At 65.8% G+C, this 14,139-nt stretch carries 11 protein-coding genes; 10 read left to right on the plus strand and 1 reads right to left on the minus strand.

Annotation, left to right across the window (positions count from 1 at the left end; all coding sequences use genetic code 11):
- Nucleotides 1-46: 46 nt before the first annotated feature.
- From K3172_RS06200 to K3172_RS06240, 9 genes are all read left to right on the plus strand, one after another.
- Nucleotides 47-2,986 (plus strand): M16 family metallopeptidase, encoded by a 2,940-nt coding sequence (locus tag K3172_RS06200; protein WP_221587959.1) that lies wholly within the window; start codon nt 47-49, stop codon nt 2,984-2,986.
- Between the two features lie 132 nt (nt 2,987-3,118).
- Nucleotides 3,119-4,492 (plus strand): class II 3-deoxy-7-phosphoheptulonate synthase, encoded by a 1,374-nt coding sequence (locus tag K3172_RS06205; RefSeq protein ID WP_221587961.1) that lies wholly within the window; start codon nt 3,119-3,121, stop codon nt 4,490-4,492.
- 75 nt (nt 4,493-4,567) lie between these two features.
- Nucleotides 4,568-5,668, plus strand: a complete 1,101-nt coding sequence (locus K3172_RS06210; protein WP_221587962.1) for a GGDEF domain-containing protein — start codon at nt 4,568-4,570, stop codon at nt 5,666-5,668.
- Between the two features lie 133 nt (nt 5,669-5,801).
- Nucleotides 5,802-7,052 carry an ergothioneine biosynthesis protein EgtB gene (egtB, locus tag K3172_RS06215; RefSeq protein WP_221587964.1) on the plus strand — a complete coding sequence of 417 codons (1,251 nt, stop codon included), beginning with the start codon at nt 5,802-5,804 and terminating at the stop codon, nt 7,050-7,052.
- Nucleotides 7,052-8,050 carry an L-histidine N(alpha)-methyltransferase gene (egtD, locus tag K3172_RS06220; RefSeq protein ID WP_221587966.1) on the plus strand — a complete coding sequence of 333 codons (999 nt, stop codon included), beginning with the start codon at nt 7,052-7,054 and terminating at the stop codon, nt 8,048-8,050. Before egtB ends, egtD begins: the two co-directional genes overlap by 1 nt.
- A 17-nt stretch (nt 8,051-8,067) precedes the next feature.
- Nucleotides 8,068-8,766, plus strand: a complete 699-nt coding sequence (locus tag K3172_RS06225) for a retropepsin-like aspartic protease family protein (protein WP_247717939.1) — start codon at nt 8,068-8,070, stop codon at nt 8,764-8,766.
- Nucleotides 8,767-8,806: 40 nt separating this feature from the next.
- Nucleotides 8,807-9,553: a trehalose-phosphatase gene (gene otsB / locus K3172_RS06230; protein ID WP_221587969.1), complete on the plus strand. Its 747-nt coding sequence runs from the start codon at nt 8,807-8,809 to the stop codon at nt 9,551-9,553.
- Nucleotides 9,550-11,334 (plus strand): glycoside hydrolase family 15 protein, encoded by a 1,785-nt coding sequence (locus tag K3172_RS06235; RefSeq protein WP_221587971.1) that lies wholly within the window; start codon nt 9,550-9,552, stop codon nt 11,332-11,334. Before otsB ends, K3172_RS06235 begins: the two co-directional genes overlap by 4 nt.
- Nucleotides 11,335-11,375: 41 nt before the next feature.
- Nucleotides 11,376-12,716 carry an alpha,alpha-trehalose-phosphate synthase (UDP-forming) gene (locus K3172_RS06240; RefSeq protein WP_345725606.1) on the plus strand — a complete coding sequence of 447 codons (1,341 nt, stop codon included), beginning with the start codon at nt 11,376-11,378 and terminating at the stop codon, nt 12,714-12,716.
- Here the strand turns inward: K3172_RS06240 and K3172_RS06245 are convergent.
- Complete coding sequence (locus K3172_RS06245; RefSeq protein ID WP_221587973.1) at nt 12,713-13,171, minus strand: response regulator; 459 nt, start codon at nt 13,169-13,171, stop codon at nt 12,713-12,715. The two genes, K3172_RS06240 and K3172_RS06245, sit on opposite strands and share 4 nt — an antisense overlap.
- Nucleotides 13,172-13,316: 145 nt before the next feature.
- Between K3172_RS06245 and K3172_RS06250 the strand changes: the two genes are divergently transcribed.
- Entirely contained in the window at nt 13,317-14,096 is a 780-nt protein-coding gene (locus K3172_RS06250) for a tyrosine-protein phosphatase (RefSeq protein ID WP_221587975.1), read from the plus strand.
- The last annotated feature ends 43 nt before the right edge of the window (nt 14,097-14,139 follow it).

Genomic DNA, 14,139 nt, shown 5'->3' on the forward strand with positions numbered 1-14,139 from the left:
CCAATGTTCACTGTCCCTTCAGAAGAAGGCACCCTATATCCCTGCCATGGCTATTTTTCCGCGCGCCGTCCGGCGTCTCGCGCTCGTCCTTCCGCTCGCCCTGCTTGCCCCGCAGGTGGTGCTTGCACAGGACCCGGCTCCGCCGACACCGCAGCACCTCACGCCGGCCGGCGAAACGCCTTGGATTTACGAGGGCAGCGATGTTCCGCGCGACCAGGAATGGCTCTTCGGCGAACTGCCCAACGGCGTCCGCTATGCGGTGCGCAAGAACGGTGTCCCGCCCGACCAGGTTTCGATCCGCGTGCGCATCGATGCGGGATCGCTCTACGAGACCGATGCCGAACAGGGCTATGCGCACCTCCTCGAACACCTGCTGTTCCGCGAGAGCAAGTATCTCGGCCCGGCGATGGCGATCCCGACTTGGCAGCGCCTCGGCGCGACCTTCGGCAGCGACACCAATGCCGAGACCAGCCCCACGCATACGGTCTACAAGCTCGACCTGCCCAATGTCGACGAAGCCAAGCTTGCCGAGAGCATGAAGATCCTGTCCGGCATGGTGCGCGCGCCCGTGCTGTCCGATGCGAATGTGAAGGCCGAGGTGCCGATCGTCCTCGCCGAGAAGCGCGAGCGCGGCGGTCCGCAGCAGCGGGCGGCGGAAGAAACCCGTGCAACCCTGTTTGCCGGGCAAGTGCTCGCCAATCGCCTCCCGATCGGGACCGAGGCGACGCTGGAAGGCGCGACCGGGGCTTCGGTCAGCGCGTTCTACAAGCGGTGGTACCGGCCCGAGAATACGCTGATCGTCGTGGTCGGCGATCTCGATCCCATGCAGCTGGCCGCCGAGGTCGAAAGATACTTCGGCGACTGGAAGGGCGACGGGGCAACGACGCCCGCTCCGGGTTTTGGCGATCCGATGGCTCCCGCGGGCAGCGACCCGGCCAATCCGGTCGGCGAAGTCGCGGCGATCGTGGAACCGGGCCTGCAGCGCAGTTTCACTTATGCCATCATGCGCCCCTGGCGTCCGGTGCAGGACACCATTGCCTATAACGAGGGCCTGCTGCGCGACAGTCTGGCGCAGGCGCTGATCAATCGCCGTCTGGAAGCGCGGGCGCGGACGGGCGGCAGCTATCTCTACGCGCAGGTCCAGCAGGACGACGTCAGCCGCTCAGCCGACGCGACATTCGTCGGTTTCGCCCCGCTCTCCGGCGACTGGCAGGGTGCGCTGGCCGATGTGCGCGCCGTCATTGCCGATGCCCTCGCGAACCCTCCGACGCAGGAGGAGATCGATCGGGAGCTGGCCGAGTTCGAGTCGATCTTCGCGAGTTCGGTCGAGCAGCGCCGTGTGATGGCCGGTGCGCGCCTCGCCGACGACGTCGTCAACGCCGTAGACATCCGCGAGACCGTCGCAGCGCCCGAAACCGTGCTGACCGTGTTCAACTCGATGCGCGACAAGATCACGCCCGACCAGATGCTGCAGCAGACGCGCAAGCTGTTCGACGGGGCCGTGATCCGCGCTGCCTATGTCACGCCCGAGCCGGGCGAGGCGACCGACGCGCAAATCCGCACGGCGCTGCTCGCGCCGGTCGAGGCAGCCAGCGATGCGCGCATCGCGGCGCAGCAGATTTCCTTCGCCGACCTGCCGCCGGTCGGTGAGCCGGGGACGATTGCCCAGCAAGGTCCGATTGGCGTACTCGATATCGAGCGGATCGACTTCGCCAATGGCGTCAAGGCGATCCTGTGGGCCAACGATGCCGAGCCCGGGCGCGTCGCGGTCAAAGTCCGCTTCGGCGGGGGCTGGCGCGCGCTCGCACCCGAAGACGGGGCCTATGCAACGCTCGGCCGCATGGCGCTGGTCGGGTCGGGCGTGGGGGAACTCGGTCAGGAAGAGCTCGACCGGATTTCCACCGGCCGCCGCATGGGCTTCGACTTCGATATATCCGACGGCGCCTTCACCCTGTTCGCACAGACCCGCAAGCAGGACCTGGCCGACCAGCTGTACCTATTCGCCGCCAAGCTCCAGATACCGGGCTGGGACCCCAATCCGGTGATCCGCGCACAGGCCGCCGCACGGCTCGCCTACGAAAGTTATGCGGCCAATCCGGCAGGCGTGATCAACCGCGATCTCGAATATCTCCTGCGCGACAAGGACGGACGCTTCCAAACCCCCGACCCGGCAGCGATCGATGCGACCAGTCCCGAGGGTTTCCGCAAGGTGTGGGAGCCGCTGCTCCGGCAGGGCCCCGTCGAAGTGCTGGTGTTCGGCGATTTCGACAAGGACGAAGGCATTGCCGCGCTGACCCGGACGTTCGGCGCGCTTGCGCCCCGCACGCCGCTGCCCGCCGATGTAGCTGGCGAAACCTATGGCTTCCCGAAGCCGGGCGAGACCGTGGTCAAGTATCACAAGGGCGACGCCAACCAGGCCGCTGCCGTGATCTCCTGGCCCAGCGGGGCGGGCGTGGCCGGATTACCGGAATCGCGCCAGCTCGAAATCCTGACGCAGGTGTTCAACAATCGCCTGATGGACGCCATGCGCGAACGGGCCGGGGCGAGCTATGCGCCGGTGGTCAACAGCCAGTGGCCCACCGATGTCGAGAGCGGCGGACGCATCAGCGCCTTCGCCCAGCTGCGGCCCGAGGACGTCCCCGCCTTCTTCGCCGCGGCCGACCGGATCGCACGCGACCTAGCGACCACCGCGCCCGACGCCGACGAGCTCCAGCGCGTAACCGAGCCGCTGCTGCAATATGTGAACCGTGTCTCGACCGGGAACCTGTTCTGGCTGTTCCAGCTCGAAGGTTCGACCGAGGACCCGCGTCGCGTCGGCCTGCTACGCTCGCTGCTCAACGACCTCACCGAAACCACGCCGGAACGGATGCTCGCGCTCGGCCAGAAGTATTTCGGCGACACGCGCGGGTGGCGTTTGGCGGTTATCCCCGAAGGGCAGGAGCTCGCCACCCGTGTTTCCACCGCGCCCGCAGAAGCAGGGCGCTGATCAGGTAGCAATCCGGTCACTGCAATCGGGTTTTTGGACTGGCCAAGCAAAAGCTGCTTGCTGCAATAGGCTCCTTCGTCTGCGGTGAGCGGGCACATCTGGCGCATCTCCGCGCCGCAACTGGAATTGATAATGGCGACGAACTGGTCACCCGAGAGCTGGAAGGATTTCGAGGCAAGGCACTTGCCCGAATATCTGGACACGGCTGCGCTCGATGCCGCGACGACGTCGCTCGAAACGCATCCCCCGCTGGTGTTCGCGGGCGAGGCGCGTGCGCTGAAGGCGGACCTCGCAGAGGTAGCTGAGGGCAAGGCCTTCCTGTTGCAGGGTGGCGATTGCGCGGAAAGCTTCGCCGAATTCCATCCCAACAACATCCGCGACACCTTCCGCGTACTGTTGCAGATGGCGGTCGTCATGACCTTCGCCAGCAAGAAGCCCGTGGTGAAGGTCGGCCGGATGGCGGGCCAGTTCGCCAAGCCGCGCAGCTCGAACACCGAGACGCAGGGCGATGTCACGCTGCCGAGCTACTTCGGCGACAACATCAACGGCATCGACTTCGATCCCGATAGCCGCCGGAATGATCCGCAGCGCATGGTGCGGGCCTATTCGCAGGCGGCCGCGACGCTCAACCTGCTGCGCGCCTTCGCCAATGGCGGCTATGCGAACCTGCGCCAGGTCCACCAGTGGACGCTCGATTTCATGGGTCGCAGCCCGTGGGCGGACAAGTTCAGCGACGTCGCCGACCGCATCGGCGAAGCGCTCGATTTCATGGAAGCTTGCGGCATCACGCCCGCGACGCTGCCCCAGCTGCGCGGGACGAGCTTCTACACCAGCCACGAGGCGCTGCTGCTGCCTTACGAACAGGCGCTGACGCGCCGCGACAGCCTGACCGGCGACTGGTACGATACCAGCGCGCATATGGTCTGGATCGGCGACCGCACTCGCTTCGACGGCAGTGCCCATGTCGAGTTCTGTCGCGGCATCGGCAATCCGCTCGGCATGAAATGCGGGCCGAGCCTCGAGACCGACGCCATGCTGCGCCTGCTCGACACGCTCAATCCGGCGCGCGAGCCCGGCCGCATCACGCTTATCAGCCGCTTCGGCCATGACAAGGTGGAAGAGGGGCTGCCGCGCCTAGTGCGCGCGGTGAAGGCGGAGGGGCACCCGGTCGTGTGGAGCTGCGACCCGATGCACGGCAATGTCGTCAAATCGGAGAGCGGTTACAAGACGCGCCCCTTCGACCGCATACTGACCGAGGTGAAGGGTTTTTTCGCCGTCCACCGTGCGGAGGGTACGCACCCCGGCGGCATCCATGTCGAGATGACCGGCCAGGACGTGACCGAATGCGTCGGTGGCGCGGTCGCGATCACCGACGAGGCGCTGAAGGATCGCTACCACACCCATTGCGATCCGCGCCTCAATGCGGCGCAGTCGCTGGAACTCGCCTTCCTGATCGCCGAGATGCTCAACGAGGAACACGCCGTCCGTCACGCCGACGCCGCCTAGGGATATTCACCTAGGCCGGGCTTGAGCCGTCGTTCCGTCGCCCCGCGATAGTCTGCGGGGCGAAAGGATCGGTGATTGACGACCCGGACGCTCTACGCGCCGCTTCTTGCGGTGATCTGGTTTTTGCTTGCTGCCCTCGCTGTGGCGCAAATGCGAAGCGGTGTGCCCGCCTTCGACCGGATGCTGAGCCTTGCCGCATTCGCTCTGCTGAGCCTGCTCGTCGCGACCTCCCGGCGCCTGGCACCATCCCCGCAGGTTCCCTTGTCCGATATCGCGTCCGACCTGACGCTGGCCGAGGAGATGGCGGGTTTCGGGCGCTGGAGCGTCGATCTCGTCAGTGGACGGCACGGTTGGTCGCCAGCATTCTGCAAGATCGCCGGGCTACCCCCGGAAACGCCCCCCGACGCCAGGCTGCTTGAACGGCTGCTCCCCGACGGCCTCCAGCAGATGCACACGACGTTTCATGGTCATCGCCACGATCGCGATGGCTATGTCGTCGAGTTCGAGATCGAGAACCCCAAACTCGGTACCCGCGTGCTTCGGGCGCGGGCGCGCAATGTCTTTTCTCCCGAGGGCGTCGCAGAGCACGTGCTGATGGTCGCGCGCGACGTGACCGACGAATACACGCGGGTCGCCCGCATCCAGCAGGAGAAGCACGACGCCCTGCGCGAGGCGGCAGAGGCGCGGCGGATTGCGAATACCGACGTGTTGACCGGACTGGCCAACCGGCGCAGCGCCATGGCGGCACTGGACCGTGCCGTCGTGGCGTCGCGCCTTGGCGGGAAACCGCTCGGGCTGATCGTCTTCGATATCGATCATTTCAAGGCGATCAACGATACCCATGGACATGCCACGGGCGACCGGGTGCTAGCCGAAATCGGCCGGATCGCGGCACTGCAGGCCCGTGACGGGCAATGTGCCGCGCGGATCGGTGGCGAGGAGTTCCTGCTCATCCTGCCGGGCGCGAACGAGACGGCTGCGGCGGGTGCGGCGGAGCGGCTGCGCTTGGCGGTGGAAAGCGGCACGGCCATGGCCGGCATACCCGCCGTCACCGCCAGCATCGGGCATGCGATGCTGGGTCCGTCGGACACCAGTTTGACGCTGTTCGCGCGCGCCGATGCGGCCCTCTATGCTGCGAAAAAGGCGGGGCGTAACCGCGTCGCGCTCGCCGCCTGAGTGGGAGGCCGGCTTAACATATGTTTGTAACCACGGGAAATTTTGCGCTGAGTCTTTAAACCGACCAAGGATTGCGCCATGTTGTGCCACGGTTGCCGCATCCTGGCAGCTGCTGGAGGAGGGGACCCCCACGATGCCCCGCCCGAATACGGCTTCCCTGCCGACCCATGAAGGTCTTGGAGAGCGTTTCCGCACTGCGCGCGCGCTGACCGAAGCGCTTGCCGCACCGCTGTCCGAAGCTGACGCCACCATACAGTCGATGGAGGACGCCTCCCCCGCCAAGTGGCACCTCGCGCATGTGACGTGGTTCTGGGAAACCTTCCTGCTGCGTGACCACCTCGACGGATATGCCCTTTACGACGCGCGCTGGCCGTTCGTATTCAATTCCTATTACGAGGCCGAGGGTGCGCGGATCGCGCGGTTCTCTCGCGGGATGCTTTCGCGCCCGACCATGGGCGAGATCCTCGACTGGCGCGCGCATGTGGACAGGGCCATGGCACCGTTGTTTGAGCGCGCGGAACTGGCGCCGCTGATCGAGCTCGGCCTCGCGCATGAACAGCAGCACCAGGAATTGCTGCTCACCGATATCAAGAACGCGCTGTTCCGGAACCCCCTCGGCCCGGCGATGCGGGAGGAGGGGGCGCAATCGGCGTATCGACAGCCCGGCGGCTGGCACACGCACCCTGGCGGAATTGCCCGTGTGGGTCATCAGGAAGCGGGCTTCGCCTTCGACAATGAAGGCCCTGCGCATCGCGTGCTCGTGGAGCCCTTCGCCCTCTCGTCGCGCCTCGTTACCAATCGCGAATGGGCCGACTTCATCGCTGATGGCGGCTATGAGACCGCCTCGCTCTGGCTCTCCGACGGGTGGGGCTGGGTCAATGGCGAGGGCATCGGAGCGCCGCTCTACTGGCACGAGGACGAGCACTTCACCCATTGCGGCTGGCAGGCACGCGATCCCGACGCGCCGGTGACGCACGTTTCCTACTACGAGGCCGATGCCTTCGCGACATGGGCGGGTCTGCGCCTGCCGACCGAATTCGAATGGGAAGCGATCGCGCGGGGGCAGGATGGCGAGGATGCGGCACACGATCCCACCGCGGGCAACCAGCTCGATAGCGCCGCGCCGCCCCTGCCTCGGGGCAGCGCAGGCCTGTTCGGGGATTGCTGGCAGTTCACCCGCTCCGCCTATCTGCCGTACCCGCGTTTCAAGCCGGCTGAAGGCGCCGTGGGCGAATACAACGGCAAGTTCATGAGTGGCCAGTTCGTGCTCAAGGGAGCCAGCTGCGCGACGGCGCGCGGGCATTCGCGCGCGTCCTATCGCAACTTCTTCTACCCCCACCAGCGCTGGCAGTTCACCGGCGTCCGGCTGGCAAAGGACCTGTGATGAAATCCGATACCGGCATCGCCATCGTCGACCGTGACGAGGACGGGGTGGACAAGGCCTTCCGCGCAGATGTCCTGTCCGGCCTGCGCCAGCACCAGAAGGCGGTTCCCGCGCGCTGGTTCTACGACGAGCGCGGCTCGCAGCTGTTCGAGCAGATCACGCAGCTCGACGAATATTATCCCACCCGGGCAGAGACCGAGATCCTGCGCGAGCGTGGTGACGATTTCGCCCGCCTGATCGGTCCCGAACGGTCCGTGGTCGAGTTCGGCAGTGGCAGTTCGGTCAAGACGCCGCTGCTGCTCGAAGCCATCGACCCTGCCGCCTACGTACCGCTCGACATCTCGGGCGATTTCCTGCGCCAGTCGGCTGCTGCGCTGGCGGAAAAGTTTCCCGGAGTTCCGGTCCATCCGGTCGAGGCGGACTTCATGCGCAAGGTCGCCCTGCCGGACGCGGTCGCCCCGCTGAGGAAGCTGGGCTTTTTCCCCGGCTCGACCATCGGCAACATGGTCGCGCGCACGGCGGTCGACCTCCTTCGTTCGATGCGATCGACCCTCGGCGCGGACGAGGGGCACTTGCCGCTGCTGCTGATCGGCATGGACCTGGTGAAGGATCGCGACGTTCTCGAGGCCGCCTATGACGATGCGGCAGGCGTCACCGCGGCGTTCAACCTAAACCTTGCCGAGCGCATCAATCGCGAGCTGGGCGGGACCATCCCGACAGGTAAGCTCCGGCATGTGGCGCTGTGGAATGACGATTTTGCGCGGATCGAAATGCACCTGCGCGCCACCGAAGCGATCGCCTTTTCCGTGTCCGGGCACGATTTCGAAATGGCGGAAGGCGAGACCATCCATACCGAAAACAGCCACAAGTTCACCCGTCGCAGCGCCAATACTCTGCTGCTGGCGGGCGGCTGGACCCCGTTGCACCGCTGGACCGATAGCGCGAGGCGCTTCTCGCTGATCCTCGCCCGGGCGACCGAGCACCGCGACGCGCCCTGATATTTGTCGCGCGCTTCATGGACGCGTCATCGGTGGGTGCCTATATCGCTTCCATGGACATGAGTTCGGTCTTCAGCGCCCTGGCGGACACCTTGCGGGCGATTCCGCGCTCGGAACTGCTGATGGCGGCGGTCGCGGCGATGGTGATCGGCTGGATCGGCGCTTTTGCGGCCAAGCGCACGGCCTGGGGCAGCGTGATGCGCACGTTCAGTTCGATCGCGCTGGGCGTGATCCTGCTCACTGTCGTGCTGCAACTGTCTCGTTTCGACCCGCGCTTCGATGTCGCCGTCCCGCAGATCGGCTTGCCGGAACAGGTCGTGGCAGGCGGCGAAACCCGCATTCCGCTCGGGCCGGACGGCCATTACTGGGTGCGCGCCGAGGTAAACGGTGTGCCCGGCAATTTCATGATCGACACCGGCGCGACGTTGACGGCGATTTCGGCGCCGCTCGCCGAGCAGGCGGGGCTGGCGCCGCGCCGTGGCGGCATCCCGATCATGCTCGGGACCGCTAACGGGACGATCCAGGCGCATGTCGCCACCGTCGACAGCCTGGTGCTCGGCAATATTCGCGCTACCGGGACCGATGCCGCGATTGCCGAGAGTTTCGGCGACTTCAATGTGATCGGCATGAACGTGCTTGCGCGCCTCGGTTCGTGGCGGGTGGAGGAGGGGACCTTGATCCTCGTCCCCAAGGCGGAAGACCGGATCGACCCGTGAGGGTTTGACCGCGCAAGGGTTCGCGGTATGCGGGGCAGCGATGGCCAGCCAGCATACGCTCCCGTCGCCGCCCTCGCTGCATGAGCTGCTCGCTCGCGGCCCGGTCGCGCTGTTTGTCGATTTCGACGGCACGCTGGTGGAGATTGCGCCGGATCCCGACGCGATCCGTGTGCCGCGAACTTTGGCCGCCAACATCGTCGGCCTGCGAGATCGGCTCGGGGGGCGTCTCGCCATCGTCAGCGGGCGCGCCCTGCGCGACCTTGAGGGGCACACAGGACCGCTCGATGTCGCGCGCGCAGGTTCGCACGGGGCGCACCGCGTCCACGCCGATGGCGCGATTGCCGGCAGCGAGCCGCCAGCCCTTCCCGAGGCGGTGGTGGAGCAACTGCAGACTTTTGCCGCATCGCAGGGCCTGCGCTACGAGACCAAGGCGCACGGCGGGGCTCTGCATTACCGCTCGCGGCCCGAATGCGAGGACGCGGTGCAGGCCTTCGCGAACCGGATCGCCGGTGACGCGGGGCTGGTCGTGAAGCGGGGCAAGGCGGTCGCCGAACTGGTCCATCCCGGCGCCGACAAGGCCGGCGCCGTGCGCGCGTTCATGGCGCTGGAGCCCTTTGCCGGCGCGACGCCAATCTTCATCGGTGACGACGTGACCGACGAAGACGGCTTTGCCGGTGCAATCGAATTCGGCGGTTTCGGGGTGGCGGTCGGCGAACGCATCAGCGACAAGGCACGATACCGCCTCGACAGCGTTACCGCAGTGCACAACTGGCTGGAGATCCGATGACCGCAAACCTCGAACTGTCGCCCATCGGCAATTGCCAGGTCAGTGCGCTGGTGGACGAGGAGGGCGGTTTCGTCTGGGGCTGCGTCCCGCGCGTCGACGGGGACCCGGTGTTCTGCTCGCTGCTCAATGGCGATGCGCGCGACCGGGGCATATGGCGTTTCGAGCTGGAAAGGCAGGTCCGCGCGAGCCAGCGTTACGAGCGCAACACGGCGATCCTCGTCACCCGCCTCGAAGCCGAGGATGGCAGCGCGGTCGAGATCAGCGATTTCGCACCGCGGTACGAAGGCTCGGGCCGCATGTACCGCCCGGTCGCCTACAGCCGGATCGTTCGCCCCGTGGCAGGGGCCCCGCGCCTCAAGGTCGTCCTCAAGCCGATGCGCAGTTACGGCGAGGAACTCGCCGCAACCACCAACGGCACCAACCATGTTCGCTATCTCGTCGGTCCGCAGGCCCTGCGCCTCTCGACGGACGCGCCCGTGGGCTACATCCTCGAGGAGCGCTTCTACAGGGTCGAAAGCGACCAGCACTTCTTCCTCGGCCCGGACGAGCCCTTCGTCGGCAATATCCGCAGCGAAGTCCGGCGGATGGAGGCGAATACCGCAAAATACTGGCAGCACTGGGTACGCGGCTTGCACATCCCGCTCGAATGGCAGGAGGAGGTCATTCGCGCGGCCATCGCGCTGAAGCTGTGCCAGCACGAGGAAACGGGGGCGATCGTCGCCGCGCTGACGACCTCGATTCCCGAGGCACCCGGCAGCCAGCGCAACTGGGACTACCGCTACTGCTGGATTCGCGACAGCTACTACACCGTGCAGGCGCTCAACCGGCTGGGCGCGCTCGATGTGCTGGAAAAGTACCTCGCCTACCTGCGCAATATCGTCGACCAGGCGCGTGGCGGGCAGATCCAGCCGCTTTACTCGGTGATGGGAGCACAGGAGCTGCACGAGTTCGAAGCGGGCAATCTTGCCGGCTATCGCGGCATGGGTCCGGTGCGCGTCGGCAACGCTGCCTACAAGCAGGTGCAATACGACTGTTACGGCCAGATAGTCATGCCGACCGCGCAGGCCTTCTTCGACCACCGCCTGCTGCGGATGGCGGACGAGACCGATTTCGCGCATCTCGAAGAGGTCGGCGAGGCAGCGTGGCTCAAGCACGACAAGCCCGACGCCGGTCTGTGGGAATTCCGCACCCGGCAGGAGGTGCACACCTATTCCGCCGTCATGTGCTGGGCCGCCTGCGACCGGCTGGCCAATGTCGCCGCGCAGCTCGGCAAGGGTGATCGCGTCATGTTCTGGAAACAGCGCGCCGACACGATTCGCCAGACCATCGAGGCCAATGCCTGGAAGGAAGACGGCGAGCATTACGGCGCCAGCTTCGAGAACGGCTATCTCGACGCCAGCCTGCTGCAGATGATCGAGCTGCGTTATCTCAAGCCGACCGACGAGCGTTTCCGCAAGACATTCGCCGCCATCGAGCGCGACTTGCGCCGCGGCGACCACATGCTGCGCTATGCCGCCGAGGACGACTTCGGCGCGCCGGAAACCGCCTTCAACGTGTGCACCTTCTGGCTGATCGAAGCGCTCGCGCTGGTCGAGCGGAAGGGGGAGGCGCGCGAAATTTTCTGCGCGATGCTGAGCCACACGACCCGCTCGGGCCTGCTCAGCGAAGATCTCGATTACGACACGGGCGAGCTGTGGGGGAACTTCCCCCAGACCTACTCGCTGGTAGGTATAATCAATTGTGCCGGTCTTTTGAGCAAACCCTGGAGCGAAGTCCGCTGAGTGGTGATCCACGCCTTGTCGTCATCTCGAACCGCGTCGCGGTGCCCAAGGCACGCGGTGCGGCAGGGGCGCAGGGCGGACTGGCAGGTGCCTTGCACGCGGCCCTGAAGGACCGCGAGGGCCTGTGGTTCGGCTGGTCGGGCGAGGAGAGCGAGAGCGGCCGGACCGGCCATGTCGATACGCAGACCAATGACGGCGTGACCACCGCTACCATCGACCTGTCGCAGCGCGACATCGACGAATATTACAATGGCTATGCCAATTCGACGCTGTGGCCGCTGTTCCACTATCGCCTCGACCTAGCAGAATACGAGCGCGAAACGGGGAAGGGGTACGAGCGGGTCAACGAACGCTTCGCCGATCTCGCCGCGCCGCTGATCGAACCCGACGACGTCGTCTGGGTCCATGACTATCACCTCATCCCCCTTGGCGAGCGTCTGCGTTCGCGCGGGCTAAAGAACCGGATCGGGTTCTTCCTCCATATCCCCTGGCCGGCTACCCGGCTGTTTGTCTCGTTGCCGTACCACGAGCGGCTGGTGCACACGATGCTGCACTATGACCTGATCGGGTTCCAGACGAAGGAATGGCTCGACAGCTTCCTCCATTATTGTCGCACGGAACTGGGCGCGCAGGTCGATGAGGATAGCGGCAGCATCACGCTCGATGGCCGGACGACCATGGCGCGCGCTTATCCCATCGGGATCGACTGGGACCATTTCAGCAAACTCGGCGAAACCGGAGAAGCGCGGCAGGCCCAGCAGCGGCTGATGAGTTCCACCCGCAGGCGTGCCGCGATGATTGGGGTCGACCGGCTCGATTATTCCAAAGGCATTCCCGAGCGCATCGACGGCATCGGCCGTTTCTTCGACCGCCATCCGGACAGGGCGCGTGATCTGGTTTTCATCCAGATCGCTCCGCCGAGCCGCGAAGACGTTGAAAGCTATCAGGAAATTCGCGAGGAACTGGAACAGAAGTGTGGCCAGATCAACGGCGCGCGGTCCGAAGTCGACATGGTGCCGATCCGATACGTCAATCGTGGTTACAGCCACGAAGAGTTGTTCGGTTTTTTCCGCGGCTCGAGGATCGGACTCGTCACGCCCTTGCGAGACGGGATGAATCTGGTCGCGAAGGAATATGTCGCGGCGCAGGACCCCGACGATCCGGGCGTGCTGATCCTGTCGCGATTTGCCGGCGCGGCAGCGCAGCTCAAAGACGCACTGCTCGTCAATCCGCATAGCCCCGACGATATCGCGCATGCGATTGGGAAGGCGCTCGATATGCCGCTGGCGGAGCGCAAGGCGCGCTACGAAGCAATGGTGGTGAGCGTGCGCGAGGAGAACGTGCAGGCCTGGACCGTCGATTTCCTGCGCGATCTCGGCTAGATCGAGCGGCGGACGCGGTCCAACTCGCTACGTCCGCGGTTGTTGTTTTCCATGACTTCGCGCAGGTCGCGGTGGGCCGGACGCCCTTCGCGCGACATCAGTACGAGATTGACCGTGTGGAGCAGGAACCGCTCGACGAAAGGCTTGCGGATGTAAGCCTGCGCCCCGCCATAGAGCGCGGAGGCCTCGTCCTCCGCTCCCTGGATCGCGGTAAACATGATCACCGGAAGATCGTAATGCCGCTGCGATCCGCGGATCTCGCGCAGCACCTGCTTGCCGGTCAGGCCGGGCATGTCCTGATCGAGCAGCAACAGGTCCGGCCGCCGCCATTTGAGCAGGTCGAGCACTTTCGAACCATCGGTCACCCAGCCGCAGGCATGACCCGCGCCGATCAGGATGTTCGCCGCCAGCTCCGCCACGATCTCGTCGTCGTCGACGATCAGGATATGCGCCATGTCTGCCTCGCCTTCCGGTTGCGATGATGGGCGCAGGCTAGAGGGACGGGGTGCAGGCCGCCTATCCGGCGCACTACGTAGCAACGCGCATGGCGGGGTCGCGAGCATGTTGTGCCGGCGGGCGCGGCCTGCCATTGCAGCGCGCATGATTCCCGATCCCTTTCTCGAGACCACCGGCATCCACAATTTCCGCGATTTCGGCGGGTGGGAGACCGACGACGGAGCGAGGGTGAAGACCGGGCTGTTGTGGCGCTCGGGCCAGCATGTCGGCGCCACCGATGCCGACCTCGCGGCGATGGACGCGCTCGGCATCCGTACCGTGATCGACCTTCGCGGAGAGAGCGAGCGCGAGCGCAACCCCTGTCGCCGCAGCGACGCGTTCGCAGCGGAGGTGCTGTTCTACGATGGCGAGACCACGTCGAGCCCGCCGCACATGGACATCGACGACAGCGTCACCACCGCCGAATTCGCGCGCCAGCGCATGCTCGCGGTCTACACCCGTATGCCGCGCAACCCGGCGATGATCGCCATGTTCGGCCGCTATTTCCGCGCCCTGGACGAACGCGACGGAGCGAGCCTCGTGCATTGCTTCGCGGGCAAGGACCGCACCGGGGTCGCCGCGATGCTGGTGCTCCATGTGCTCGGGGTCGATCGCGAGCGGCAGATGGCCGAGTTCCTGCGCACCAATGATGCGCCGACGCTGACCGTGCTGCGGGACCAGTCGGTGCCAGGCATCGAAGAGCGGTTGGGGCGCACGCTCGACGAGGAGGCGGTCATGGCGCTGCTCGGCGTGCGCGAAGAGTATCTCGAGACATGGTGGAGCGAGGTCGAGGCCGAATACGGCTCGCTCGACAGCTTCCTCGACGGGCATTTAGGTGTGGATGAGGCGATGCGCGAGCGGTTGAGGTCGCGGTTCCTCGCGTGACTCTGCCGCCGAGGCTTCCCATATAGCGGCGACACCGATTCCA

It is taken from the genome of Qipengyuania proteolytica (assembly GCF_019711565.1).
Taxonomy (GTDB): Bacteria; Pseudomonadota; Alphaproteobacteria; order Sphingomonadales; family Sphingomonadaceae; genus Qipengyuania; species Qipengyuania proteolytica.